Raw genomic sequence first — 25,757 nt, 5'->3', positions numbered from 1 at the left:
CGGGCGCGGTGCCGTCAGCAGGTGATGACTCTGGCGGCGGAGACCGACTTGAGACCCTGGACGCCGGGGCGGCTCCATCGTCATCACCAGCTCCGCCGCCGGGCTGCGCTACGGTTCGGCCAAGCACGCCGTCGTCGGCCTCATGAGCACCCTGGCCCTGGAATTGGCGCCGCACCACATCCGGGTCACTCCACCCCCACCCAGGTCGAGACGCCGACGATCATGCACGAGGACACCTTCCGGCTCTTCGCCCCCCGGCCTGCCCAACCGGACCCGCGACGACTTCGCCGAACGCTCCCAGGCGATGCACGCACTCCCCGTACCCGGGGTCGAGCCGCTCGACATCACCGAGGCGCTGCTCTTCCTCGTCTCCGACGCGGGCCGCTACCTGACGGGCACGGCACTACCGGTGGACGCCGGCTGCCTGCTCGGCCGGTACTCGTTTCCTGACACGTTGGGGGGCGGCCAAGACAGCCGGGGATGAGTTGATCTCGGGTGCAGTTACCGGGGGGTGCCGTCGCGTCCGAGTGGCCGCGGCTGCGGCAACTCGTCGGTGTCCTGGCCGGGCACCAGCGGAAGGAACGCGGTGAACCCCCAGCTCTCCAGGCGGGTCAACTGGGCCCCGAACTTCCCGCTGCGCCGCACCGGCGAGGCCACCACACCCTGTTCCCGGAGCCGCCGCGCCGCCGCCAGGGCCCGTGCGACCGGTACGTCCGCCTCGTAGAGCACCGCGATCCGCTCGCCGGCGGGAGTGGTGCCGACGAGGTCGACGATGCGCTCGAACCCGATGGAGAACCCGCACGCCGGCACCTCGGTGCCCAGGGAGCGGCCGATCAACTCGTCGTAGCGGCCCCCTCCGGCGATCGAGCCGGCCGCGGCCGGGTGCGTGATCTCGAAGATCTGCCCGGTGTAGTAGCCCATGCCACGCACCAGGGTCGGGTCGAACGCCCACGTCACCCCGTCCAAGGCGGCCAGGTAGTCGGCGGTGGTGGCCAGGTCGGCGGCGACCTGTTCGGGCAGGCCGGGGACCACGTCGGCCAGCACGTCGGCGACCTTCCCGGCGGGGAGGTCGGTGAGGGATTCGATCTTGTCCCGGGCGGCCGCCACCACCTCGGCGGGCAGGCCACGGTCGTCGACGAGTTCGGCGCTCACTCCGTCCCAACCGATCTTGTCCAGCTTGTCCAGGGTGACGAAGAACCCGGCCTGGGCTTCGACTCCCACCCCGGCGGCGGTGGCCAGCGCCGCGAGGAACCGGCGGTCGGACAGCCGCACGGTGGTCCCGTCGAGCCCGGCGGCGGCCAGCGCCTGGGTGGTGGCTTCGATCAGTTCGGCCTCGGCGAGCACGCTCGGCTCGCCGACCAGGTCGATGTCGCACTGGTAGAACTGCCGGTACCGGCCCTTCTGCGGGCGTTCCGCCCGCCACACCGGCCCGAACTGGAACGACCGGAACGGCTGCGGCAGCTCCGCCCGGTACTGGGCGTAGAAGCGGGTCAGCGGCACGGTCAGGTCGTAGCGTAACCCGAGATCCACCAGCTCGGTCAGCGCCGTACCGGCGGGGAGCTGCTCGTTCAGGCCGCGCCGGAGGATGCGGAAGAGGAGCTTCTCGTTCTCGCCGCCCTGCCCGGCGGTCAGCCGCTCGATCCGTTCCAGCGCCGGGGTTTCGATGCGCTGATACCCGAACCGGCGGTAGACGTCCTGGATCAGGCCGAGCACCCGGTCCCGGGTCGCCACCGCGGCCGGGAGCAGGTCACGGGTACCCCGCGCGGGGCTGTTGTCCATCTTCACCACGAGTGAGTCCTCACCTGAAATGTTGTTGGTAGCCAAGGGAATCCCGGGCCGCGGCGCCGGGCGGCGGGCAGCTTGGGGCAGGTGGCGAGGGTCAATGTCGCTCGCGCGGCTCCCGCACCGCCTCCGCGCGCCGGTCGGCGATCAGGGTGACGTGGGTGGCGCCATCAGTGTGGGCGACCAGCGTGTACTCCGCCTCCGGTCCCGCCGGCCGCCACGCCGCCACACCGCCGCATCGAGGCCCAGGGCGAACCGGACCGTCGCCTTGTTCCCACCGGCCTGCGCCGTGGCGATGCCTGTCCCCGATGTGGCGGTCACGTCCCGCACCAGTGCGGCCCACCCGAGGGCGCCGAACACGCCGCCGGCTGCTCATGCGTCGGCCCCGCGGACTCGCGCAACCGGGTCAGCTCGGCGGCCAGGCGCAGCCACCGCACATACGGGCTGATCACCACGCCTCCCTGCACGCGACAAGATTCTGCACAGTTCGAATTCTCGCATACGGGGGTGGTCAAGCAGTCAGTACGACGCGAGCGCCACCAACGCGGCGGTGGCCGCTGTTTCCACGCAGGCGCCGAGGACATCCCCGGTGATACCGCCAAGCCGGCGCACGCAGCGCCACAACAACAGCCCGGCGCACGCGTAGGCCACCGCGACCGCCATCGGCCCGCGCCACCACGGCAGGCCGGGAGCGAACGAAGACAACGTCAAAGCCAGCAGGAAGACGACTGCCGCCAAGGGAATCGGCACGGACCCGGCCACTGTGGCGCCGAGGCCCGACGGGCGCGCGGACGGTATGAAGCGGACGCAGCAGGCCGACAGGACGCACCGGCTCGCCAGCACGGTGGTCACCGTGGCGGGTATGCCGTGTCCGGCGGTGATCGCGCCCGCCAGTGCTCCACATTGGACGATCAGGACGAGGACGAGGGTGGCGATTCCGGTGGGGCCCGAATCGCCGCGGCGCATGATCTCCAGGGCTCGGGAGCGGTCGTATGACGCGCCCAGGCCGTCGGCGGTGTCGGCGAGGCCGTCCAGGTGCAGGCCGCGGGTGGCGAGGGCGACCGACCCGACGGCGAGTCCGGCCCTGACCAGCGGAGGCAGGGGAAGGAAGGTTACCGCGCCGGCCAGGGCCGCCGGCCCAACGACCGCGACGGGGGCCAGGGCCATGGCTCTACCCGCCACGCGGCGGTCGATCGTGCCCGGCGGCCGGACCGGCAAGGCGGTCAGCGTCCCGACCGCCATCCGCAACGAGTCCTTCACGCGAGGTCGGCGAGAAGGCCCATGTCGGCGATGATGGCGCGGGCGGCACGCAGGGTCGGCACGGCCTGTACGGCGCCGCTTCCCTCGCCGAGTCGCAGGCTGAGATCGAGGATCGGCTCGAGGCCCAGCGCCTTCAGCGCGAACGCCTGCGACGGTTCCGTGGATCGGTGGCCCGCCAGCCACCAGCGCTCGGCGCCCGGCGCGATCTCGTGCGCCACCAGTGCGGCCGCCCCGGAGAACACGCCGTCCAGCAGCACCGGAACCCCGCGCGCGGCGCCCTGCACCAGGAATCCCGCGGTCGCCGCCGCGCAGGCGCTGCCCAGGGAAGTCAGCAGCGAGAACGGCTCGGAAACCCGCGAACCCGCCCGGGCGAGCGCGGTCGAGACCACCGAGACCTTGTGCGCTCGTCCCGCCTCGTCGATGCCCGTGCCGGTGCCCACGACCTCCTCGGCGGGCAGGCCGAGGCACGCAGCGACCAGCGCGGCGGCGATCGTGGTGTTGCCGATGCCCATGTCCCCGGGGATCAGCAGGTCCGCGCCCGCGTCGATCTCCTCGTCCGCCACCGACCGGCCCGCGTCGAAGGCGCGCTCGGCCTCGCCGGGTTCGAGCGCGTCGGTGACGTCGATCGAGCCGGAGCCGCGCCGGATCTTGTACGCCCGCACCCCTTCGGGGACGCCGACGAGACCGTCGTCCACGCCGATGTCGAGTACCCGGACCCCCGCACCGACCTCGGCCGCCAGCACGTTGACCCCGCTCTTGCCGGACAGGAAGACGCGGACCATCGCCGCCGTGATCTCCCTCGGATAGGCTGAAACACCAGAGACACCGGAGACACCGTGGTCACCGGCGAACACCACCACACGCACGTCGTCCAGCGGCCGCGGCGGCACCTCACCGTGCGCGGCGCACAGCCACGCCGCGATTTCCTCCAGCCTGCCGAGCGCGCCGAGCGGTTTGACCAGCGCGTCCAGCCGGGTCTGCGCGGTGGCGAAGGCTTCGGCGTCCGGAACCGGGATCTCGATCACAGCAGGGCCCTCTCGTCAAGGTACAGGACACGCCCGGCGACGACCAGTTGCACGCTGTCGGCCTCGGCGCCGACTCGATTGTTCAACGCGCCCAGCACGTCGCGGAACAGGCGGCCGGAAACCGTTGCCGGTACCACACCCATGCCGACCTCGTTGCTCACCGCGACGATCGGCACATGCGCCACGGTGAACGCGTCGAGGAAGTCCTCCAGCCGCTCGTCCAGGCGCAGTTCCCAGCCCTCGGCCTGATCCCAGGCGCCGACCTCGCCGAGCACGCGGCTCACCCAGGTGCCGAGGCAGTCGATGAGCAACGGTCTCGAAGCCTTCCGCAGCGTAATCGCGAGATCGATCGTTTCCACGGTCCGCCAGTTGCCGGGCCTGCGGGCCTGGTGTCGCGCGATCCGCGCCGCCCACTCCGGGTCGTCGTCGCTCGCCGGCGGCCCGGGCGCGACGTAGACCACCTCCGGATGGCAGCTCATCAGCCGCTCGGCATGCCGCGACTTGCCCGAGCGCACGCCGCCGAGCACGAGCACCTTGGCCTCGTCCCGCTGGCGGAGCAGCCGCGCGGCGGTCTCGAGCGAGGCCGCGAGCCGCTGGGTCAGCTTCGTCATACCGGGCATTGTCGTCTACAAGCTACCGTCGCGACCGTGGTGGATGGAAGATCGTTGCGGTTTGCCGAACGCGAGGTCCGCGCCGGATCGTCGAACGCGTTGGGTCTCGCTGCCGGTTACGCTCTGGACATGCTGCTGGGTGACCCGCGCCGTGGTCATCCGGTGGCTTTGTTCGGCCGCGCGGCGGCCGCACTGGAGCGCCGGATGTGGGCGGATTCGCGCGCCCGCGGGGTGGTCTACACCGTCGTGTGCGCCGGTGCGGCCGCGGGCCTTGGCGCGGTCCTGCAACGCAGGAGCCGGTTCGCCGCCACGGCGCTGGCCACCTGGATCGTGCTCGGCGGGCGGGGGCTGGCCGCCGAGGGCGAGGCGATGGCCGAACTGCTCGACGCGGGCGACCTGCCCGCCGCCCGCCGCAGGCTGAGCCATCTGTGCGGGCGCGACGCCACCGAGCTCGGCGTCAGGGAACTTGCCCGGGCGGCAACGGAATCGGTCGCCGAGAACACTTCGGACGCGGTCGTGGCGCCGCTGCTGTGGGGTGCGGTCGCGGGCGTCCCCGGTCTGCTCGGCTACCGCGCGCTCAACACCCTGGACGCCATGGTCGGCCACCGTTCGGCCCGCTACGAACGCTTCGGCTGGGCGGCCGCCCGTGCGGACGATTTGGCCAACCTGGTCCCGTCGAGGATCGCGGCGCTGGCCGCCGCCGTGTTGAGTGACCGTCCGAGCCGAGCCTGGCGGATCTGGCGTCGCGACGGCTCACGGCACCCGAGCCCGAACGCGGGTCAGGTCGAGTCCGCGTTCGCCGGCGCGCTGGGCGTCCGCTTGGGCGGCGTGAACAGCTACGGCGGCCGTGTCGAAGACCGCGGCACGCTCGGCGACGGCCCCCCGCCGGGAACCGCTGACCTGAGGCGAGCGGTGGCGCTGTCGCGAGCGGTCGGTCTGGCGGCGTTGGCGATCGCGGTGGTGCGATGAGTTGGTCGCGGAAGGAGCGCCCTGCCGGCACGATCGCGAGCAAGCTCGCGGAGGAGGAAGCGTGAGCGTTCTCGTCGCGGGCACCACGTCGGACGCGGGCAAGAGCCTGGTCACGGCGGGCATCTGCCGTTGGCTGGCACGACAGGGCATCCGGGTCGCGCCGTTCAAGGCGCAGAACATGTCCAACAACTCGATGGTGTGCGCGGACGGCGCGGAAATCGGGCGCGCCCAGTGGCTTCAGGCGCGCGCGGCCGGAGTCGAGCCGGAAGCGGCGATGAACCCCGTGCTGCTGAAACCGGGCAGCGACCGCCGCAGCCATGTCGTCGCCCTCGGCAAACCGTTCGGGGTCCTGGAAGCGGGCGAGTACGCGACCGGCCGGGCCGGCCTGGGCCAGCTCGCCTTCGACGCGTTCGCCCAACTGCGGGCAAGGTTCGACGTCGTCGTCTGCGAAGGCGCCGGGAGCCCCGCCGAGATCAACCTCCGCGCGGGCGACTACGTCAACATGGGCCTGGCCCGCCGGTTCGGCCTGCCGACGCTGGTGGTCGGCGACATCGACCGCGGCGGGGTCTTCGCCGCGATGTACGGCACCCTCGCCCTGCTCGACGCCGAAGACCAGGAACTGGTGAAGGGCTGGATCGTCAACAAGTTCCGTGGCGATCCCGGCCTGCTGCACCCCGGCCTCGACCGGCTCGAAGAACTGACCGCGCGCCCGGTGCTGGGCGTCCTGCCGTGGCTCCACGGCGTGTGGATCGACTCCGAGGACGCGCTCGCCGCCGCCGGCTGGACCCGCGAGCGGCACGGCGGCTCCCTGCGGGTCGCCGTGGTGCGGTTTCCACGCGCCTCCAACGCCACCGATGTCGACGCGCTCGCCGCCGAGCCCGGGGTCGCGGTCAGCCTCACCGCCGAGCCGGACGTGGTCCGCACGAGCGACGTCGTGGTGCTGCCCGGTTCGCGTGCCACCGTCGACGACCTGCGGTGGCTCCGCGACCGTGGCCTCGCCGGCGCGCTGACCGAACGCGCCGCGGCGGGGCGTCCCGTGCTCGGCCTCTGCGGCGGCTACCAGATGCTGGCACAGGAGATCACCGACCACGTGGAGTCCGGCGTGGGCACCGTCGTGGGCCTCGGCCTGCTGCCCACGACGGTCACGTTCACCCCCGAAAAGACCCTCGGCAGGCCCGTCGGGCACTGGCGTGGCCACGAGGTTTCGGCCTACGAGATCCACCACGGCAGCGCGGTCGCCACCGGGGACGCCGAGCCGTTCCTGGACGGCTGGCGCAGCGGTGCCGTCTGGGGCACCACCTGGCACGGCGCCTTCGACAACGACGGCTTCCGCCGCGCCTGGCTCGCCGAGGCCGCCGCTCAGGCCGGAATCGCCTGGTCACCGGCTCTCGGCGCGCCCGGTTTCGCGATGTTGCGCGAGTCGATGCTGGACCGGCTCGCCGACGCCGTCGACGAGCATTTGGACACCAGGACGCTGTCCCGGCTTGTGGCCGGTTGAGTCCCCGTGCTGTCTCGGCAGCCGTGGTTCACACCGCGCGGACCTTCACACCTTCCATTTCGAAGGCGGCCACCAGATCGGGGTCCGCGTTCACGCTCGTGATCAACATGTCGAGGTCGAGCGTGGCGCAGATCCGGGCGAAGGCGTACCCGCCGAGCTTGGAGGCGTCGGCCACCACGACCACCTGCCGCGCGCGTGAGACCAGCAGCCGGTTGACGTTCGCCTCGGCCTCGTGGTCCGAATACGCCCCGCGCAGCGGATCGATCGCGTCGACACTGATGAAGGCGATGTCCAGGCTGATCTCGTTCAGCGTCGCGGCCGCGTACGGCCCGGTGAGCTCGAACGAATGGGGCCGGGCCACGCCGCCGGTGGCCACGATCTTGATGTTCTGCCGCACGGTCAGCTCGTGCGCGATGTTGAGCGCGTTCGTGACCACGGTCAGGGCGTGCGTGGCGCCGCTGTCGTTGAACTCGGGCCTGGTGGCGATCGCGCGGCTGACCTCCCTGGTGGTCGTGCCGCCGTTGAGCCCGATCACCATGCCGCGCTGGACGAACCGGGCGGCCGTCGCGCCGATCCGCTCCTTCTCTCTGGCGTGCTGTGCCTTGTGCCGGCCAGGGAGGTCGTAGGCGACGTTGCCGGTGACCGCCCCGCCGCGCGTGCGGGTCAGCAACTGGCGCTCCGCCAGATGATCAAGATCGCGCCGGATCGTCGCGAGGGAGACCTTCAGCTCTTCGGCCGCCTCGTCGACCTCTATCCGGCCCCGCTGCCCCAGCATCTCGAGCAACGTGTTCAGCCTCTGATGCCGATGCATCGGTGCAGTATCACCTTCTTCGGCGCCATAGGGAAATCGTCCGTGGTTGGGTAACCGCGATCTGGAATGACACCCTGTTGATCTTTCAGGAAATCGGCCGATCCGTCGGCGCGATCGGGGCGGGCAGCACGCTGTCGCCGGTCAGGTAAGCGTCGACGGTGGCCGCCGCGGAACGGCCCTCGGCGATCGCCCAGACGATCAGCGACTGGCCACGGCCCATGTCGCCGGCCACGAACACGTTGTCCAGATTCGTCCGGAACGACGCGTCGCGCGCGACGTTGCCGCGCTGGTCCAGGTCGACGCCCAGCGCGTCCAGCAGGCCTTCGCGCTGCGGGCCGACGAAACCCATCGCCAGCAGCACCAGCCCGGCGGGCAGCTCCTGTTCGGTGCCTTCGACCGGCACGAACCGCCCGCCTTCGTTGCGCACCTCGACCAGCCGCAGCGCCCGTACCCGGCCGTCGGGACCGGCGAGGAACTCACTCGTGTTGACCGAATAGCGCCGCTCGCCGCCCTCCTCGTGGGCCGAGGACACGCGGTAGATCATCGGGTAGGTCGGCCACGGGTGCGCCTCGGAACGCGATTCCGGCGGCCTCGGCATGATCTCCAGCTGGGTCACCGAGGCCGCACCCTGCCGGTGCGCGGTGCCGACGCAGTCCGCGCCGGTGTCACCGCCGCCGATGACCACGACGTGCTTGCCTTCCGCGGAAACCGGCGACTCCGCCAACTCCCCGGCGGCGACCCGGTTGGCCGGTGGAAGGTATTCCATCGCCTGATGCACGCCCGGTAGCTCGCGGCCGGGAACCGGCAGGTCACGCCACTGGGTGGCGCCACCGGCCAGCAGCACCGCGTCGAACGACGACCGCAACTCGTCGGCGGTGACGTCCACGCCGGCATTCACCCCGGCGCGGAATTCGGTGCCTTCCTCGCGCATCTGCTCCAGGCGCCGGTCCAGCCGCCATTTCTCCATTTTGAACGCCGGAATTCCGTAACGCAGCAGCCCACCGATGGCGTCCGCCCGTTCGAACACGACCACGTCGTGCCCGGCACGGGTCAGTTGCTGCGCGGCGGCCAGTCCGGCCGGTCCCGAACCGACCACGGCCACCTTCTTCCCGGTTTTCGCCGCCGGGACTTCCGGGCGGATCCAGCCGGATTCCCACGCCCGGTCGACGATCGAGATCTCCACCCGCTTGATGGTGACCGGATCGTCGTTGATGCCGAGCACACACGCGGTTTCACAGGGCGCCGGGCACAGCGTGCCGGTGAACTCCGGGAAATTGTTCGTCGCGTGCAGCCGCTCGCTCGCGTCCCGCCAGTCCTCGCTCCACACCAGGGTGTTCCACTCGGGAATCAGGTTCCCCAGCGGACACCCCTGATGGCAGAACGGGATCCCGCAGTCCATGCAGCGCCCGGCCTGCCTTTCCAGGGCGTCGGCGGGAAAGTCCTCGTAGACCTCCCGCCAGTCCTGCAGGCGCAGGAACACCGGCCGGCTCTTCGGGGTCTGGCGCTTGGTGGTCAGAAAACCCTTGGGGTCAGCCATGTGCCGCCTCCATGATCGCTTCGTTCACGTCGCGGCCGTCACGCTCGGCGGCGGCCTGGGCCGACAACACACGCTTGTAGTCCTTCGGCATGACCTTGCCGAACCGTTCCACCGCCACGTCCCAGTCGGCCAGCAACGCGTGCGCCACCGCCGATTCCGTTTCCACGTAGTGCCGTTCCACGATGTCCCGGAGGAATTCGGTGTCCTCGTCGTCGAGCGGATCCAGGTCCACCATTTCGCGGTTGACCCGCAGCGCGGACAGGCCGAGCACGTAGGCGATCCCGCCCGACATGCCCGCGGCGAAGTTCCGCCCGGTCGGCCCGAGCACCACCACGCGGCCCCCGGTCATGTACTCACAACCGTGGTCGCCGACGCCCTCGACCACCGCGACGGCGCCCGAGTTCCGCACGCAGAACCGCTCGCCCACCTTGCCGCGCAAGAAGATCTCGCCACCGGTGGCGCCGTAGCAGATCACGTTCCCCGCGATGATGTGCTCCTCCGCGGTGAACTGCGCCTCCCGCGGCGGCCGCACGATGATCCGCCCGCCCGACAGGCCCTTGGCCACGTAGTCGTTGGCGTCGCCGAGCAGCCGCAGGGTGATCCCGCGCGGCACGAACGCGCCGAAGGACTGCCCCGCCGTCCCGGTGAACGTCACGTCGATGGTGTCGTCCGGAAGGCCCTCGCCACCCCAGCGCTTGGTCAGCTCGGAGCCGAGCATGGTGCCCACGGTCCGGTTCACGTTGCGCACCGGCAGTTCGAGCCGTACCCGGTCGCCGGAGTTCAGCGCGCCCTCGGCGAGCTGGATCAGCGTGTTGTCCAGCGCCTTGTCCAGCCCGTGATCCTGCGCCACGATCTGGTGCCTGGCCGCGCGCGGCGGGAGCGCGGGTACGTGGAAGATCGGCGATAGATCCAGACCAGTGGCCTTCCAGTGCTCGACCGCGCGTCGCTTGTCCAGCAGCTCGGCGTGCCCGACCGCCTCGGCGACCGACCGGAAACCCAGGCGTGCCAGGTACTCCCGGACCTCCTGGGCGATGAACTCGAAGAAGTTCACCACATATTCGGCCTTGCCGTCGAACTTCGCGCGCAGCTTCGGGTTCTGCGTGGCCACCCCGACCGGGCAGGTGTCCAGATGACACACCCGCATCATGACGCAGCCCGACACGACCAGCGGCGCGGTGGCGAAGCCGAACTCCTCCGCGCCGAGCAGCGCGGCGATCACCACGTCCCGGCCGGTCTTGAGCTGCCCGTCGGTCTGCACCACGATCCGGTCCCGCAGCCGGTTGGCCAGCAGGGTCTGCTGGGTCTCGGCGAGCCCCAGCTCCCACGGCCCGCCCGCGTGCTTGATCGACGACAGCGGCGAGGCGCCGGTCCCGCCGTCGTGCCCGGAGATCAGCACGACGTCGGCGTGCGCCTTGGACACGCCGGCCGCTACCGTGCCGACACCGACCTCGGACACCAGCTTGACGTGGATCCGCGCGGCCGGGTTGGCGTTCTTGAGGTCGTGAATCAGCTGCGCGAGGTCCTCGATCGAGTAGATGTCGTGGTGCGGCGGGGGAGAGATGAGCCCGACACCCGGTGTGGAATACCGGGTTTTCGCGATCCACGGATAGACCTTCGCGCCCGGGAGCTGCCCGCCCTCGCCCGGCTTGGCGCCCTGCGCCATCTTGATCTGGATGTCGTCGGCGTTGACCAGGTATTCACTGGTCACCCCGAAGCGGCCGCTGGCGACCTGCTTGACCGCCGAACGGCGTTCGAGATCGTAGAGCCGTTCCGGGTCCTCGCCGCCCTCACCGGTGTTGGACTTGCCGCCCAGCCGGTTCATCGCGATGGCCAGCGTCTGGTGCATCTCCTGGGAGATCGAGCCGTAGGAGATGGCGCCGGTGGCGAACCGCTTGACGATCTCGGAGACCGGCTCGACTTCGTCAAGGGGCACCGGTGGCCGTAGGCCTTCCCGGAACTCGAACAATCCGCGCAGCGTCATCAGTTTTTCGGACTGCTCGTCGACCGCGCGGGTGTACTCCTTGAAGACCTCGTACCGGCCGCTGCGCGTCGAATGCTGCAGCTTGAACACGGTGTGCGGGTTGAACAGGTGCGGCTCGCCCTCGCGCCGCCACTGGTAGTCCGCGCCGGTCTCCAGCTCGCGGTGGCTGGCCCGGCGGTCGTCCCGCGGATAGGCGTGCCGGTGCCGCCGCGCGACCTCCTCGGCCAGGGTGTCGAAGCCGACGCCGCCCAGCCGCGACGTGGTCCCGGCGAAGCACGTGTCGATGACCTCCTTGCCGAGCCCGATCGCCTCGAAGATCTGCGCGCCGGTGTAGGAGGCCACTGTGGACACTCCCATCTTCGACATGGTCTTGCGCACGCCCTTGCCCAGTGCCTTGATCAGGTTCCGGGTGGCCTGCCTGGGGGTGACGCCGGGAATCTTGCCCTGCTCCGCCATTTCCTCGACCGTGGCCATCGCCAGGTAAGGGTTGACCGCGGCCACGCCGTATCCGATGAGCAGTGCGATGTGGTGGACCTCGCGGGCGTCGCCGGCCTCGACCAACAGGCCGACCTGGGTCCGCGTCTTCCGCCGGATCAGGTGGTGGTGCACGGCACCGGTGAGCAGCAGCGACGGGATCGCGGCGTGGCGGGCGTCGGTGCCCCGGTCGGACAGCACGATCAGCCGCGCGCCGTCCTCGATCGCCTCCGAGACCTCGGCGCAGATCTCGTTCAGCCGGCGCACCAGTGCCTTGCCACCACCGTCCACTTCGTACCGGCCGAGCACGGTGACCGCCTGGAACTCCGGCAGGTCTCCGTCGTCGTTGATGTGCACGAGCTTGGCCAGTTCGTCGTTGTCCAGCACCGGGAACGGCAGCACGATCTTGCGACAGTGCTCCGGGCCCGCGGCCAGCAGGTTCGGCTCGGCGCCGAGCTGCGTGCCCAGCGAAGTCACCAGCTCCTCGCGGATGGCGTCCAGCGGCGGGTTGGTCACCTGCGCGAACAGCTGGGTGAAGTAGTCGAAGATCTGCCTCGGCCCACTGGACAGGGTGGCCAGCGGCGAGTCGTTGCCCATCGACCCGATCGGCTCCGCGCCACCGCGGGCCATCGGTTCCAGCAGCGTTTCCAGCTCTTCCTGGGTGTAGCCGAAGGCCTGCTGGCGGCGGACGAGTGACGCGTGCGTGGGCACTTCGCGTTCCCGCTCCGGCAATTCCTCCAAGCACACCGAACCGGCGTTCAGCCATTCGTCGTACGGGTGCCCGGCGGCCAGTTCGTCCTTGATCTCCTCGTCGTCGATGATCCGTCCTGCCGCGGTGTCGACGAGGAACATCCGGCCCGGCTCGAGGCGGCCCTTGCGGACGATGCTCGCCGGGTCGAGCTCCAGGACGCCGACCTCGCTGGCGAGCACCACGAGCCCGTCCTCGGTGACCCAGTAACGCGCGGGGCGCAGCCCGTTGCGGTCCAGCACCGCGCCGATCTGGGTGCCGTCGGTGAACGCGACCAGCGCCGGCCCGTCCCACGGCTCCATCAGGGTGGAGTGGAACTCGTAGAAGGCCCGCCGGGCCGGGTCCATTTCCTCGTGGTTCTCCCAGGCTTCCGGGATCATCATGAGCACCGAGTGCGGCAGGCTCCGGCCGCCGAGGTGGAGCAGTTCCAGCACCTCGTCGAAGGTCGCCGAGTCGCTCGCGTCCCGGGTGATGACGGGGAAGATCCGCTTGAGATCACCGGGAATGAGGTCGCTGGCGAGCATCGACTCGCGGGCGTCCATCCAGTTCCGGTTGCCACGCAACGTGTTGATCTCGCCATTGTGCGCTACATAGCGGTACGGATGGGCCAGCGGCCACGACGGGAAGGTGTTGGTGGAGAACCGGGAGTGGACCAGGCCGACGGCGCTGGTCACCCGCTCGTCCGCGAGGTCGGGGAAGAACCGCCCGACCTGCTGCTCGGTGAGCATTCCTTTGTAGACGATGGTGCGCGAGGAAAGGCTCGGGAAGTAGACGCCTTCGAGCTCCGGCGCGTGCTCGACCCGCTTGCGGACGCAGAACGCGGCGCGTTCGAGGGCCAGTCCGGTGACTTTTTCGTCACGCGGAGCGAGAAAGAGTTGGGTGAAGTGGGGCATACAGGCCGCGGCGGTGGCGCCGAGCCCTTCGGGGTCGACCGGAAGCTCGCGCCAGCCGAGGACGGACATGCCCTCCTCGGCGGCGATGCTCTCGATCGCGCTCATCGCGCGGCCGCGCTCTTTTCCGCCCGTGGGCAGGAAGGCCGTGCCCACCGCGTACCCGCCCGGTTCCGGCAGTGCGAAGCCGGTCACCGCGCGGTAGAAGGCGTCCGGCACCTGGATCAGCAGGCCCGCACCGTCGCCGGTTTCCGGTTCCGCTCCTCTGGCGCCACGGTGCTCGAGATTGCGCAGGGCGGCCAGCGCCTTGCGGACGATGTCGTGATCTCGCCGTCCGGCCAGGTCGGCGACGAAGGCAACGCCACAGGCGTCGTGCTCGAACTCTGCGTCATACAAGCCCTCAGACTTCTTCGGGCTGTGGCGGTTCACGGCTGGCCGCCTCCTCGGGCGTCGGCACCGCCTGCGTTTCCCCCTGTGCGGGAAGGGTTAACGGAATCGCCGTGCGATGCGATGGTCTTCTCGAGAGGGAGCGGCGATGCTCGCCCCGCGAGTGCGCAGGCGGCATCGCCAGGCCACACGTCGATGGATGGCCGTGGTCGTTCGTCGAAAGTGTGCGCTTGGGTTGGTCCCGGGTTCGCCGGTCTTATGACAGTAGTGTGAATGCAACGTTATCGACATACGGCGACGTCGACGCGTGGGAAATGCCACGTGCCGGTTGACGCATGGGCCATGTGCGTCTAAAAGGGCCTGAACAGGGAAAACGTGTCCGCGCGAGCCAACCTGATCGATTCACCCGGGCCGGTGACGGTAACCAAGCCGTTACCCAATCACGACCCGGGCGGGAGGTCCGGCCGCGAAATGTTTCCGCGGACGGCGCTCCGTCACTAGGCCGCGGTATAGGGGTAGAGACCGTCCAACGTCGCACTGCCGGCGTCGGTGAGGACGGCCGGGACCCGCTCACCGGGGTGGCCGGTCCGGGCGGGGGCGACCAGCCCGAGGTTGGCCAGTCGGCGCGCGGTCGTCTGGTCCGCGCACGCGAGACCGTCGAAGAACAGGTCAGGCTCACTGCTGCAGGTGATCTCCGCGCGCCCCGCGGCCACCGCGCGCAAAGTGGCCCGTTCCCGGTGATTCAACTCGACGTCCATGTGCGACTCCCATCCCGCGCCAGCCTTAGCCGATTAAAACCCGGCTGACCAGCGATTCCGGGAAGGTGTGCGCCATGTCTCGGCAAATTTCCATATGGTGGAACGCGGATATTCGCCTGTTACAAATCGGGCGGATCAGACCAACCCGGGAACGTTTGTCAGCTCGCGAATACCGCGGTGACGCCGCCCAACTCGCCCATGTTCGCGAACACGGTGTCGCCAGGGCGGACCGGGAAGGCGCGGGTCATCGACCCGGGCAGGACGACGTGGCCCGGTTCGAGGTCGATGCCGAGCGGGCCGATCGTGTTGGCCAGCCACACGAGTGCGTTCAGCGGTGAGCCGAGCACGGCACCGCCCGCGCCGGTGGCCACGAGGTCGCCGCCGATCTGCAGGGTGCAGCCGACCAGCCGGAGGTCCACCGAGGACAGTGCGGTCGGCTTGCTGCCGAGCACCACTCCGCCCGAGGACGCGTTGTCGGCGATGGTGTCGACGATGGAGATGTTCCAGTCGGTGATCCGCGAGTCCACGACCTCCAGTGCCGGCACCACGAAGTCGACCGCGCGAATGGCGTCGGCGACGGTCACTCCCGGACCCGAGAGCTTCCTGGCGAGCACGAAGGCGATCTCCGGCTCGATGCGCGGTTGCAGGAAGGTGTCGGCGCGGATGGGCTGGTGTTCCAGGTGGAACATGCCGGTCAGCAGGTGCCCGTAGTCGGGCTGGTCCACCCCCATCTGCTGCTGCATGGCCGCGGAGGCGAGCCCCACCTTGTGGCCCTTGATCTCCTCGCCCCGTTCGGTCCAGACGCGCACCTGCTCCTGCTGGATGCGGTAGGCGTCGGCCACGGTCGCATCGGGGTGGGCCTGGATGATCGGGGCGATCGGCTCACCCTTCTCGTAGGCGAGCAGCAGCCGGGCGGCCGCGTCGGAGATGGCGGAGGGTTCCATGGCGCTGGACTCTGCCTCTTCGCCTGGCGGCACCGCAACCCCGCCGTCCCGCTGGGCGGCACGGTGCGAACCGAAGCCCCCTCACTTCCCGTCCGGCGCCGGTGTAGTCCGGCGGCTTCGCTCGCCGAGGGCGAACACCGCCCGCCGGATCACTACGGTTGATGCTTATGCGGGAGATACTTCGCCAGCGGTTGGGCGACGGGGTCGCCTTCGACGCCGGGACGCTCGCGCTTTACACCACCGACGCGTCCAACTACCGCCACACGCCGATGGGCGTGGTGCGGCCACGAACGGCGGAGGAGGTGGAGGCCGCGGTGGCGGCCTGCCGGGAGGCGGGGGTGCCGCTGATCGCGCGCGGCGCCGGCACGAGCATCGCGGGCAACTCGACGGGGCCCGGCCTGGTGCTGGACCTGTCACGCCACTTCGCCGGAGTGCGCGAGCTGGACGGACGTCGCGCGCGGGTCGCGCCCGGCACGGTGCTCGACGATCTGCAGGCGGTGGCCGCGCCGCACGGGCTGCGGTTCGGGCCGGACCCGTCCACGCACAGCCGCTGCACGATCGGCGGGATGATCGGGAACAACGCGTGCGGCTCGCATTCGGTCGCCTGGGGCCGCACGGCCGACAACCTGGAGCGCATGGAGGTGCTGCTCTACGACGGCACCCGGCTGGCCGTCGGCCCGGCCTCGAGGTCTGAAGTGGACAGGCGTGCCGCGCTGCCGGGCACCGAGGGCAGGGTGTACCGCGAGCTGCGGGACCTGGTCGACGGCAACCTCGCCCTGCTGCGCACGGAGTTGGCGACCTGGGGACGCCGGGTGTCCGGCTACGGCCTGGAACACCTGCTGCCGGAGAACGGGTTCAACGTGGCGAGGGCGCTCGTCGGCAGTGAAGGCACCTGCGTGACGGTGCTCGACGCGACCATCGGGCTGGTCGAGACGCCCCGGCACAAGGTCCTCGCCGTGTTCGGGTTCGACTCGGACATCGCGGCGGCCGATGCCGTGCCCGAAATCCTGGCGTCCGCGCCGCTGACCGCGGAGGGGCTGGACCGTGGGCTGATCGATCTGGTGCGTGACGGCTCCGACCTGCCGCCGGGACAGGCGTGGCTGCTGGTGGAGCTGTCCGGCGCCGAACCCGGCGAAGCCGGGCACCGCGCCCGCGAACTGGCCCGCGCGCTCGGCGACCAGCCGGCGGGGTTCGCGATCCTCACCGATCCGGCGGCGCAGCGCCGGTTGTGGCGCATCCGAGAGGAGGGCGCCGGGCTGGCCACCCGCATGGCGGACGGATCCGAGGCCTGGCCGGGCTGGGAGGACGCCGCCGTGCCGCCGGAGAACCTCGGCGCGTATCTCCGCGAGTTCAAGCGGCTGATGGCCCGGCACGGCAGGCACACCGTGGTGTACGGCCACTACGGCGAAGGCTGCCTGCACATGCGGATCGACTTCGATCTGCTGTCGAAACCCGGCATGGCCGGCTTCCGGTCCTTCGTGGAGGACGCCGCGGATCTCGTGGCGGCGCACGGTGGCTCGCTGTCCGGGGAGCACGGCGACGGCCAGTCCCGGTCGGAGCTGCTACCCCGGATGTACAGCCCCGAAATGATGCGGGTGTTCGCGCGGTTCAAGGGGATCTTCGACCCGGGCGGCATGATGAACCCCGGCGTGCTCGTCGACCCGCGGCCGGTGGACGCGGACCTGCGGGTCCGGCGCGCGCCGCGGGAGATCGAGTCGGTGACCCTCCTCGGCTATCCCGAGGACCACGGCAGCTTCGGCGAGGCGATGCGGCGCTGTGTCGGGGTCGGCAAATGCCGCAACACCAGCGGTGGCGGTGTGATGTGCCCGAGTTACCGCGTCACCCGGGAGGAGAAGCACTCGACGCGCGGGCGGGCACACCTGCTCGCCGAGATGGTCAACGGCGAGCTGATCACTGGTGGCTGGCGGTCCGCGGAGGTGCTCGACGCGCTCGACTTGTGCCTGTCGTGCAAGGGGTGCCTGTCGGACTGCCCGGTCGACGTCGACATGGCGACCTACAAGGCGGAGTTCTACCACCAGCACTACAAAGGACGCCTTCGCCCCGCCGCGCACTATTCGATGGGCTGGCTTCCGTTGTGGCTGCGACTTTCGGCGGTGGCGCCGGGGCCAGCGAACCGGCTGGCGCCGAAACTCAAACGTCTCGGCGGTATCGCGCCGGAGCGCGACCTGCCCGCCTTCGCGCCGCGGCCGTTCACCCGGACCGGGCGCCGGCGCGGGAGCGGCAAGCCGGTCCTCCTGTGGCCGGACACGTTCAACAACTTCTTCACCCCGCACGTGCTCCGAGCGGCCACGGAAGTGCTCACCGCGGCGGGCTACGACGCGCTGCTGCCGGACAAGGGTATCTGCTGTGGACTGACCTGGGTCTCGACCGGCCAGCTCGGCATGGCGCGGCGGGTGCTGCGGCGGACGTTGTCGGTGCTGCGACCCCACCTCGAGGCGGGCTACCAGGTGGTCGGCCTCGAACCGAGTTGCACCGCACTGTTCCGCGGTGATCTGGGGAACCTGCTGCCCGGCGACCCGGTCGCCGGACTGCTGGCCGCTCGCACGCGGACCTTGGCCGAACTGCTCTCGGACACGGATCTGCCGTTGGACGATCTCGGGGTGGACGCGATCACCCAGGTGCACTGCCACCAGCACGCGGTGCTCGGCTTCGCCGCCGACGAGCAGCTGATGGCCAGGGCGGGCGTCCGAAACTCCACTTTGGACTCCGGATGCTGCGGGCTGGCCGGGAACTTCGGGTTCGAGCGTGGGCATTACGAGGTGTCGGTGGCCTGCGCCGAAGACCGCCTGCTGCCCGCGATCCGGGCGGCGAGCGAGGAGACGGTGGTAGTCTCCGACGGTTTCAGTTGCCGGACCCAGATCGCCCAGACCTCCGGCCGGACCGCGGTGCACCTGGCGGAACTCGTGGCGCGGGCGTTGCGATGAACCGAGCCGAGGTCTCCTGTGCCGTCCGGCTTCTGGTGCGAAGACTTGCGCTTGGATACGCGGGAATCGGCCGCGCCATCATCTCGGGCCTGATCGGCGCGCTGGGCACGGCTCCGCGACTGTGGCCGCCGCCGGGATCCGCGGCGCCGTCCGGATCTGCGGCGCCGCCGGGCTGTGGAGCATCGCCTACGGGTGGCGGCTCGCCCGCTGTCGAGACACGGGACCGGCGAGTCGTGATCGAGGTGACCGACCAGGGTGCCGGTTTCGTCCCGGAAGAGGTGCCGCCCGTCCGGTACGGTCTCACGAATTCGCGTCTCATTTCGCTGTCGGGGTGACAGGGCGTCCGTGGCCGACCTCGTGCTCGTGATCCGCAACCGGTCCTGGGGCCAGCGGTGTTTGCTATGACGGGCGCCTGCCGTGCGCTTCGGCGGTGCTCTTGATCGGCTCAGCCACAGCTCGGCCAGCGGCCGTGAAATTGTTTCGCATGTGATTTTGATCATCAGTTCGATACAATAAAAGAGGCAGGGGAATCGGCATCCGCGGGGAAGCGGACCCGGCCCGAACCGTCCACCACGACGTCAGGGAGGTGTTTCCCGACCCAGGACCAAGGCCGCGGGCACTGCGGAAAATCCAGCGTATTCAGGTCGCGATGAACCAGTTTGCCGCACAGTTGGCGGCGGTCGCCGAGTTCGCGCGTTCCCGGCTGGTCCGACCACATCACCAAAAGTACCGGGGTCGTCACCATCACCCCCGCCGGCGACCAGTTAACCCCACCACCACGAATCCCGGACAAACCCCTTCCCGAAAACCAACCACTACCAGCGACAAACCACCTTCATTCTGGGGTCGTACGACTCCGCTTCCTTGCCGTTCCAGACCGCGCATCGCCGCTTTCAGTCGATCGCTGACCGTGCGAGCCCTGTCGACCGGCGCGGAAGGTCGTACCCGCGTCGCATAATGGGCGACATGTCTACCCATCGACACCATGCCATCGACTACGTCGAGCTGACGGTTACGGACCTCGAACAGGCCAAACGCTTCTACGCCGAAGCGTTCGGCTGGCAGTTCAACGACTACGGGCCGGGATACGCGGGCATCCGGAGTCCGCAGGGTGCGGCGGAGGTGGGTGGCCTCCGTGCGGACCAGGAGGTTCGGGCGGGCGGCCCACTCGTGCTGCTCTATTCCACCGATTTGGACCGGTCGGTGGAGGCCGTGAAGTCGGCCGGCGGTCAAGTGGTGAACGGCCCCTGCGAATTCCCCGGTGGACGTCGCTTCCACTTCACCGACCCCAGCGGGAACGAACTGGGCGTCTGGGCAGCGGTGTAGCGCACGCCGAGATCGTCGCCGGTTCTGGCGCCGAGATATGACCTGGTCTGCCGTCCATTCAAGACTCCGAGGCGGCACCGTGGGCAGGAAAGCGCCCTCCCTCCCCGGCGGGAGAGAGGGCACTTTGCGGTGATGACGCGAGCTACGGCAGGAACAGGAAGGCTGGGCCGTTCGGGGAGCCCAGCCCGGTCACGTTGTCGTAGCCGGCGGTGGTGTGGATCGTCAGGTTCGGGTAGTCCAGTTTCCGCGCGGAAACGATCAGACCGCTTGAGGCGTCGACGGAGTTGGCGTAGTCCACCCGCTCGACCGCGGCCTCCACGTGTGTCACATCGCTGATCGACGGCGCCTTCGCGGTCGCGTAGATCAGGGGGTTGAGGAAGCCGTGGTGGAAGTGGTCGAGACTGTCGGACACCGCGACGATCCCGGCGAACACCGGCGACGACAGGCTCGTGCCGCCGATGCGGAACTGGTCGTAGTAGACACCGTCCGGGAAGGTCTGCGTCTGCCCGATCAGGAACCCGGTGTTCGGGTCGCCCACGGTCGAGATGTCCGGAACCACGCGGCCCCGGTGGTTGCCGTTCTGGTTCTGCCTGGCCAGCGTGTCGGGCACGCTACCTCGCTGGTAGAAGGGCTCGTCGTAGATCACGCTGGTGCCGCCGCCGGAGCCGGACGTGAAGTTCCCGGGCGGGCCCGGCACGTACGCGCCGTTGGTCAGCACGCTCTTGCCGGTCTCCCAACCGGTTTCGAAGATCTTCTTCCCGTTCGCGCCGATCGCCAGGCTCGTGCCACCGACCGCCGTCACCCAGCTGCTCGTGGCGGGGAAGTCTGCCGACGGCTTGCCGAGCACGGCCGCGTTGTCGCCGGAGTCACCGGACGAGAAGTACATGCCGATGCCCTCGAGCGCGGCCTGGACCATGATCTGGTTCCAGGATCGCACCTCCGACGCCGGGATGTCCTCGCCGCTGTCCCCATAGGAGTTGGACACGAGGTCGGCCTTGTGCCCGGCCACGATCCAGTTCAACGCCTGGTCCAGCGACGGGTCCTGGCAGTCGGAGCCGCCCACGTAGAGGATGTTCGCCGCCGGGGCGAGCGCGTGCACGGCCTCGACGTCGAGCGTCTGCTCGCCGTACCAGCCCGCCGCGTCGCAGCGGTCCGGTGGCTCGGCCTCCGAGTTCGTCGGGAAGATCTTTTCCGCGAACTGCCACTTCTGGAGCGGGTGCGACGGGTCGTTGCGGCGCGCGTACTCGGCCGCGTCGGCGTACAGCGTCGGCGAGGCGAAAGCGTCCACAATGGCCACGGTCGTGCCGAAACCACCGAAGCCCACGTTGTCCACACCGTAGGCGGAACGCAGTTGCCCGGGCTTGTAACCGCATGGTGCGTACGGCAGGTGCTGGCCGCCGTAGGCCGGGTCGGTGGTGTCGATCTTCTGGCCGTAGTAGTCACCGCACGGCTGCGCGTTGCGGAAACCGGCCGTCGGCGGGACGTCCGAAGGCGAGCCGTCGGTGTGGTCCGGCTTGAGCAGTTGCGACGCCTGGTCGACACCGATCACGCCGAGCACGGAACCGGCCAGGTCGGCAGGCACCGAAAGCTCCTTGTCGGCCGCCCTCAGCACCTGGCCGTCGACGCGGTACTTGGCCAACTGCACGCCGAACGCCTTCTCCGCCTGGTCGGCGGTTCCGGTCGCCTCCACGTAGGCCCGGTTCGACGGCACGTCGCCGATGCCGAACCCGCTGGCCGACAACCAGTCACGCACCGACTTCACGGTGGCATCGCTCGCGGCGAACCGGTCGGTGACCTGGCCGGGGGTCAGGTACTGCCGGTAGGCGCCGCTCGACGGGTCGCTGACCGCCTGGGCCGCGGCTTCCGCGCCCGCCTGGTCCCGCATCGCCAGGTACACCCGGAAACTCAACTTCGAGGCGGGATTCGCTTCGGCAACTTTGGTTTGGGGGGTCGCCCACAACGGATGTGACAGCGGGATCACCGCGCGCCCCTGTGCCGCCCAGGCAGGCGCCGCGCTGATCGTCAGTCCCGCCAAGGCGACCGAACAGAACAGGGTCAGAGCTCTTCGCACCGCAGACTTCTCCTCTTGACATCGAAGGCTGAACTGCGCAGAGATTAGAGCGGAAACCCGTTCAGGGGAAGGAAAAGGTCGCGCAGACCGACGAAATGCCCCGGCGTCGGCGGAAAATCGGGTTTCCTACTTTGGTGGTAAACCGGATAAAAAGCTCTATTCGCCGAGCGAAGGAGGCTGGGTGCACGCGAAGTATGTCTCGGACAAGTATGAGCCGGCCCGCGGGCGTTGACCGCGCGGAAGTCGCCACGGAACGACATATCGACATTCCCGAAGAAATGCTGGAGGTCCACCGGTGGGAGAAACTTTCCGGCCCCGGCCCCGGCCCCGGCGCCGCAACCGACGCACGAACTCGCGGAGTTGTGGTGCGAGTAGAAATCGATATCTCATGTCTAGGAGACACTAGGTAGACGGTGAGAGTAAATGGTTCAGCAACGGCCGGAGCGCCGCCGGGTCCTCGGCGTGGGCATTGTGGCCGAGACCGGGGAGGATGACCGGGTTCGGGCACAGCTCGCGCAGGTGCTCGGCGGGGGACATCGGGTCGTGCTCGCCCGCCGCCAGCACGACCTGGGCCCGGGCCGCCGCCAGCATCCCCGCGATGTCCGGGGCGGCGAAACCGAGCGCCCCCTGGTCGAGCGCGACCTGCCAGCCATCGCCTTTCTCGACCACACCAGGCTCGACGGCAGGCGAGTCGACGGTCCACAGCCCCTGCAGTCCGGCCACCTTCAGCCACCGCTCGGCGGCCTCGTCGTGGGTGGCGAACGTCCGCGCCGGCCACGCCGCCAGTTCGCGCGACTTCGCCACGTCCTCGGGCGACCAGCGCACCTTGATGCCCAGCCCGCACACCGCCGTCACCGGCACCCCGAACCAGCCGCTGGCCAGCGTCAGCGCGAGCGCACCGCCCAGCGAATGCCCGAGCACCACCACCTCGCGCCCGGCCGGCACCAGCTCGGACACGTCGGCGGCGACCCCGCCGAAGGAGTACCGCGCGGGCGGCGCCGACCGGCCGTGACCCGGCAGGTCCGGCACGATCCAGCTGCCCGGCCACCAGCTCGCCAGCTGGTCGAGGAGCCCCTGCCAGACTTCGCCCGTGCCACCGAGGCCGTGCAGGAGTAACAGAACCGGATCGCCGTTGCCGCCTCGTCGCACGTACATGGCACCGATCTTGCCAGGGCGTTCGCCGTCGTGGCACCGTTAAACCACCGAAAAGACCTTTCCGTGTCAAGGAAAAGCGGGCGCCAAAAGCGTCCGCGAACGACGAGGAGCCACCGACGTGACCGAGATTTTCGGCCATACCGGCCATGAGCAGGTCGTGTTCTGCCAGGACGCGGCAACCGGCCTCAAGGCGATCATCGCCGTCCACTCCACCGCGCTGGGTCCCGCGCTCGGCGGAACCCGGTTCTACCCGTACCCGAGCGAAAGCGACGCGCTGGCCGACGTGCTGGCGCTGGCCAAGGGGATGTCCTACAAGAACGCGCTCGCCGGGCTCGATTTCGGCGGCGGCAAGGCGGTGATCATCGGCGACCCGGCGACCCTCAAGTCGGAGGCGCTGCTGCGGGCCTACGGCCGTTTCGTGCAGTCGCTCGGCGGCCGCTACATCACCGCCTGCGACGTGGGCACGTATGTGGCCGACATGGACATCGTGGCCAGGGAGTGCTCCTTCGCCACCGGTCGTTCGGCCGACAACGGCGGTGCCGGCGACTCCTCGGTGCTCACCGCGTTCGGCGTCTTCCAGGGCATGCGGGCCGCCGCCGGACACCGGTGGGGCAGCCCCGACCTCGCGGGCAGGAGAGTCGGGGTGTCCGGAGTGGGCAAGGTCGGGTATCTCCTGGTGGGACACCTGATGGAGGCGGGTGCGGAAGTGGTGATCAGCGATGTCGCCCAGGCTGCGATCGAACGCACCGTGGCCGCGTACCCCGACGTGCGGGTCGCCCACGACCTGATTCGTTTCGACCTCGACGTCTTCGCGCCCTGCGCACTCGGCGGCGCGCTCAACGACCAGACGGCGCCCGCGCTGCGCGCCGAGATCGTCTGTGGGGCGGCGAACAACCAGCTCGCCCACCCGGGCATCGACAAGCTGCTCAAGGACCGCGACGTGCTTTACGCGCCGGACTACCTGGTCAACGCCGGTGGGGTGATCCAGGTCAGCGACGAGCTGCACGGTTTCGACTTCGTCCGTGCCCGCCGCAAGGCGGAAAAGATCTTCGAAACCACCCGGCAGGTCTTCGCGCTGGCCGATGCCGAGGGCGTGCCACCCGCGACGGCCGCGGACCGGCTGGCCGAGCGGCGGATGTCGGAAGTCGGCAGGCTGAGGTCCATCCTGGTGCCGTGAAAGGGATCTTCGAGGTGGCGGGCGTGCGGGGCCGGCTGCACGCCCGCTGCCGGTCACCGGCGCCGAAACCGCGAGCCGAGCCTGCGCGACACCGCTTTGTTCGCCTTGTCCGTGAGTGACAACACGGCCGCTGACCTGCTGTTCGACCGGGGCGGCTGGACGCGGGTGCCGATCCTGTGCTGTTGTGCCGTTATGGCGCGAATCAGCAGACGAGGATTGCTTGGGGCCGGCGCCGCGGCGGCGATGTTCGCCCTGCCCGCTCCGGCCATGGCGACCGGCGGCGTCACGTTGCGCTGGTGGGGCAACAACGGCTGGGAGATCCGCATCGGCGGCAAAACCGTGCTGATCGACCCGTGGCTGACCCGCTTCGAAACCGGCACCTACACCCCGGAGGGCGCGGACCCCGAAACCCCGCTGTGCGTGGACACCGGGCTTATCGACTCCTATGTGGACAGCGGTGTGTTGCGGGCCGACCACATTCTGGTCACGCACGGCCATTACGACCACCTGACCGATGTTCCTTACCTGGCCAAGAAGACCGGCGCCACGGTGCTCGGCACCGAGACCCATCTGAACCTGATGGCCGCGCTCGGCGCGCCCGAGGACCAGCTCGCGGTGGCCACCGGCGGCGAGTACCTGGCCTTCGACGGATACACCATCCGCGTGTTGCGCTCGGTGCATTCCGCGACCGGTCCCCGTGCGCGGGTCCCGTTTCCCGGCACACGCCCCGGTTTCGGCACCAAGTTGCCGAAACCGAAGACAATTCGGGATTTGGTGGAGGGCGGCACCCTCGCTTACGAGGTCAGTGGCGGTGGAATGAGTGTGCTCGATTTCGGGGGTTCGAACTACGTCGAATCCGAACTGACCGGGCTTCGCCCGGACGTGCTGCTCCTGCCGGCCGGCGGTGCGAAGGTGGTCGACTATGTGGCCAGGTTACTACGCGCACTCGGATACTCGCGCTATGTGCTACCGACGCATTGGGACGACTTCGACTATCCGCTGAGCCAGCCCGCGAAGGACTACGGCGGTCTGGAACCGTTGCGCGCGGCCGTCGCCGCCGCGAGCCCGTCAAGCCGCTTCGTCGTGCTTGACCACCTGGAAACCTTTACCCCCTGAGCGTCCTATCCGGACTTGCGGCGGAAGGTCCGCTTGCTGGCGGCGGGTCCGTGCGCGTGCGCGTTCTTGCCCCCACCGTTTTCGTGCGGTGCGCTCGCGCGGGCCTTCGCCTGCTTGCGCTCGAGTGCTTCGCGGAACTTGCGCTTGACGTCGTCCTCCGGATCACCGGACGAGGCTGTGGTTTCGGACATGCACCCACTGTAGCTTGCGGGGACACCCGCGCCCGGTCGAGCTTGCGGGGACACCCGCCGCCCGGTTGAGTTTGCGGGACACCCGCGCCCGCCCGGCCAGC

At 69.8% G+C, this 25,757-nt stretch carries 20 protein-coding genes and 1 pseudogene; 7 read left to right on the top strand and 14 right to left on the bottom strand.

Annotated elements, in window-relative coordinates:
• Positions 1-73: 73 nt before the first annotated feature.
• Positions 74-484 (top strand): annotated as a pseudogene (locus VJT49_RS00415) (SDR family oxidoreductase); the annotation flags it as partial.
• A gap of 17 nt (positions 485-501) precedes the next feature.
• Here VJT49_RS00415 and hisS read toward each other — a convergent pair.
• From hisS to VJT49_RS00385, 6 genes are all read right to left on the bottom strand, one after another.
• Positions 502-1,779 (bottom strand): histidine--tRNA ligase, encoded by a 1,278-nt coding sequence (hisS, locus tag VJT49_RS00410; RefSeq protein ID WP_324162032.1) that lies wholly within the window; start codon positions 1,777-1,779, stop codon positions 502-504.
• A gap of 100 nt (positions 1,780-1,879) precedes the next feature.
• Complete coding sequence (locus VJT49_RS00405; RefSeq protein WP_324161933.1) at positions 1,880-2,011, bottom strand: hypothetical protein; 132 nt, start codon at positions 2,009-2,011, stop codon at positions 1,880-1,882.
• An 88-nt stretch (positions 2,012-2,099) separates the two neighbouring features.
• Complete coding sequence (locus tag VJT49_RS00400) at positions 2,100-2,249, bottom strand: hypothetical protein (protein ID WP_324161931.1); 150 nt, start codon at positions 2,247-2,249, stop codon at positions 2,100-2,102.
• Positions 2,250-2,301: 52 nt separating this feature from the next.
• The gene (locus VJT49_RS00395) at positions 2,302-3,024 is read right to left on the bottom strand and encodes an adenosylcobinamide-GDP ribazoletransferase (RefSeq protein ID WP_324161929.1); all 723 of its coding nucleotides are present in this window, start codon (positions 3,022-3,024) and stop codon (positions 2,302-2,304) included.
• Positions 3,025-3,038: 14 nt separating this feature from the next.
• The gene (gene cobT, locus VJT49_RS00390) at positions 3,039-4,067 is read right to left on the bottom strand and encodes a nicotinate-nucleotide--dimethylbenzimidazole phosphoribosyltransferase (protein WP_324161927.1); all 1,029 of its coding nucleotides are present in this window, start codon (positions 4,065-4,067) and stop codon (positions 3,039-3,041) included.
• Complete coding sequence (locus tag VJT49_RS00385) at positions 4,064-4,678, bottom strand: bifunctional adenosylcobinamide kinase/adenosylcobinamide-phosphate guanylyltransferase (RefSeq protein ID WP_324161925.1); 615 nt, start codon at positions 4,676-4,678, stop codon at positions 4,064-4,066. Before VJT49_RS00385 ends, cobT begins: the two co-directional genes overlap by 4 nt.
• Before the next feature lie 54 nt (positions 4,679-4,732).
• On the opposite strand from VJT49_RS00385, the gene VJT49_RS00380 reads away from it, so the two are divergent.
• Positions 4,733-5,647, top strand: a complete 915-nt coding sequence (locus VJT49_RS00380) for a cobalamin biosynthesis protein (RefSeq protein WP_324162031.1) — start codon at positions 4,733-4,735, stop codon at positions 5,645-5,647.
• 61 nt (positions 5,648-5,708) lie between these two features.
• Positions 5,709-7,145, top strand: coding sequence for a cobyric acid synthase (locus VJT49_RS00375; protein ID WP_324161923.1), 1,437 nt, complete (start codon positions 5,709-5,711; stop codon positions 7,143-7,145).
• A 28-nt stretch (positions 7,146-7,173) separates the two neighbouring features.
• Here the strand turns inward: VJT49_RS00375 and VJT49_RS00370 are convergent, their stop codons facing one another.
• The 5 genes from VJT49_RS00370 to VJT49_RS00350 all read right to left on the bottom strand — a co-directional run bounded on the left by VJT49_RS00370 (position 7,174) and on the right by VJT49_RS00350 (position 15,675).
• Positions 7,174-7,956: a DeoR/GlpR family DNA-binding transcription regulator gene (locus VJT49_RS00370; RefSeq protein ID WP_324161921.1), complete on the bottom strand. Its 783-nt coding sequence runs from the start codon at positions 7,954-7,956 to the stop codon at positions 7,174-7,176.
• An 85-nt stretch (positions 7,957-8,041) separates the two neighbouring features.
• The gene (locus VJT49_RS00365; protein WP_324161920.1) at positions 8,042-9,493 is read right to left on the bottom strand and encodes a glutamate synthase subunit beta; all 1,452 of its coding nucleotides are present in this window, start codon (positions 9,491-9,493) and stop codon (positions 8,042-8,044) included.
• Positions 9,486-13,982: a glutamate synthase large subunit gene (gltB, locus tag VJT49_RS00360; protein WP_414635759.1), complete on the bottom strand. Its 4,497-nt coding sequence runs from the start codon at positions 13,980-13,982 to the stop codon at positions 9,486-9,488. The genes VJT49_RS00365 and gltB overlap by 8 nt, the downstream gene beginning before the upstream one ends.
• A 488-nt stretch (positions 13,983-14,470) precedes the next feature.
• Positions 14,471-14,731, bottom strand: a complete 261-nt coding sequence (locus VJT49_RS00355; protein WP_324161916.1) for a hypothetical protein — start codon at positions 14,729-14,731, stop codon at positions 14,471-14,473.
• Between the two features lie 158 nt (positions 14,732-14,889).
• Positions 14,890-15,675 (bottom strand): 2-keto-4-pentenoate hydratase, encoded by a 786-nt coding sequence (locus VJT49_RS00350; protein WP_324161914.1) that lies wholly within the window; start codon positions 15,673-15,675, stop codon positions 14,890-14,892.
• 167 nt (positions 15,676-15,842) lie between these two features.
• Between VJT49_RS00350 and VJT49_RS00345 the strand changes: the two genes are divergently transcribed.
• Entirely contained in the window at positions 15,843-18,620 is a 2,778-nt protein-coding gene (locus tag VJT49_RS00345) for an FAD-binding and (Fe-S)-binding domain-containing protein (protein WP_324161913.1), read from the top strand.
• A 966-nt stretch (positions 18,621-19,586) separates the two neighbouring features.
• Positions 19,587-19,946: a VOC family protein gene (locus VJT49_RS00340; RefSeq protein WP_324161911.1), complete on the top strand. Its 360-nt coding sequence runs from the start codon at positions 19,587-19,589 to the stop codon at positions 19,944-19,946.
• Between the two features lie 142 nt (positions 19,947-20,088).
• On the opposite strand, the gene VJT49_RS00335 is transcribed toward VJT49_RS00340, so the two are convergent.
• Positions 20,089-22,017, bottom strand: coding sequence for a S53 family peptidase (locus VJT49_RS00335; RefSeq protein WP_324161909.1), 1,929 nt, complete (start codon positions 22,015-22,017; stop codon positions 20,089-20,091).
• A gap of 402 nt (positions 22,018-22,419) precedes the next feature.
• Complete coding sequence (locus tag VJT49_RS00330; RefSeq protein WP_324161907.1) at positions 22,420-23,172, bottom strand: alpha/beta hydrolase; 753 nt, start codon at positions 23,170-23,172, stop codon at positions 22,420-22,422.
• 118 nt (positions 23,173-23,290) lie between these two features.
• On the opposite strand from VJT49_RS00330, the gene VJT49_RS00325 reads away from it, so the two are divergent.
• On the top strand, positions 23,291-24,349 hold the full coding sequence (locus VJT49_RS00325) for a Glu/Leu/Phe/Val family dehydrogenase (RefSeq protein ID WP_324161905.1): 1,059 nt from the start codon (positions 23,291-23,293) through the stop codon (positions 24,347-24,349).
• Positions 24,350-24,460: 111 nt separating this feature from the next.
• Positions 24,461-25,465, top strand: a complete 1,005-nt coding sequence (locus VJT49_RS00320) for an MBL fold metallo-hydrolase (RefSeq protein ID WP_324161903.1) — start codon at positions 24,461-24,463, stop codon at positions 25,463-25,465.
• A gap of 5 nt (positions 25,466-25,470) precedes the next feature.
• On the opposite strand, the gene VJT49_RS00315 is transcribed toward VJT49_RS00320, so the two are convergent.
• On the bottom strand, positions 25,471-25,656 hold the full coding sequence (locus tag VJT49_RS00315) for a DUF5302 domain-containing protein (RefSeq protein WP_324161902.1): 186 nt from the start codon (positions 25,654-25,656) through the stop codon (positions 25,471-25,473).
• Positions 25,657-25,757: the final 101 nt, after the last annotated feature.

The organism is Amycolatopsis sp. (genome assembly GCF_035276945.1).
GTDB lineage: Bacteria > Actinomycetota > Actinomycetes > Mycobacteriales > Pseudonocardiaceae > Amycolatopsis_E.
The sequence above is the reverse complement of the archived record's forward strand: the minus strand, read 5'-3'. Positions and strand labels throughout refer to the sequence as shown.

Excerpts from the sequence above, each read along its gene's own strand:
- hisS (WP_324162032.1), bottom strand. The coding sequence starts at position 1,779 with ATGGACAACAGCCCCGCGCGGGGTACCCGTGACCTGCTCCCGGCCGCG.
- VJT49_RS00395 (WP_324161929.1), bottom strand. The coding sequence starts at position 3,024 with ATGGCGGTCGGGACGCTGACCGCCTTGCCGGTCCGGCCGCCGGGCACG.
- VJT49_RS00385 (WP_324161925.1), bottom strand. The coding sequence starts at position 4,678 with ATGACGAAGCTGACCCAGCGGCTCGCGGCCTCGCTCGAGACCGCCGCG.
- VJT49_RS00370 (WP_324161921.1), bottom strand. The coding sequence starts at position 7,956 with ATGCATCGGCATCAGAGGCTGAACACGTTGCTCGAGATGCTGGGGCAG.
- VJT49_RS00365 (WP_324161920.1), bottom strand. The coding sequence starts at position 9,493 with ATGGCTGACCCCAAGGGTTTTCTGACCACCAAGCGCCAGACCCCGAAG.
- VJT49_RS00355 (WP_324161916.1), bottom strand. The coding sequence starts at position 14,731 with ATGGACGTCGAGTTGAATCACCGGGAACGGGCCACTTTGCGCGCGGTG.
- VJT49_RS00350 (WP_324161914.1), bottom strand. The coding sequence starts at position 15,675 with ATGGAACCCTCCGCCATCTCCGACGCGGCCGCCCGGCTGCTGCTCGCC.
- VJT49_RS00345 (WP_324161913.1), top strand. The coding sequence starts at position 15,843 with ATGCGGGAGATACTTCGCCAGCGGTTGGGCGACGGGGTCGCCTTCGAC.
- VJT49_RS00340 (WP_324161911.1), top strand. The coding sequence starts at position 19,587 with ATGTCTACCCATCGACACCATGCCATCGACTACGTCGAGCTGACGGTT.
- VJT49_RS00330 (WP_324161907.1), bottom strand. The coding sequence starts at position 23,172 with ATGTACGTGCGACGAGGCGGCAACGGCGATCCGGTTCTGTTACTCCTG.
- VJT49_RS00315 (WP_324161902.1), bottom strand. The coding sequence starts at position 25,656 with ATGTCCGAAACCACAGCCTCGTCCGGTGATCCGGAGGACGACGTCAAG.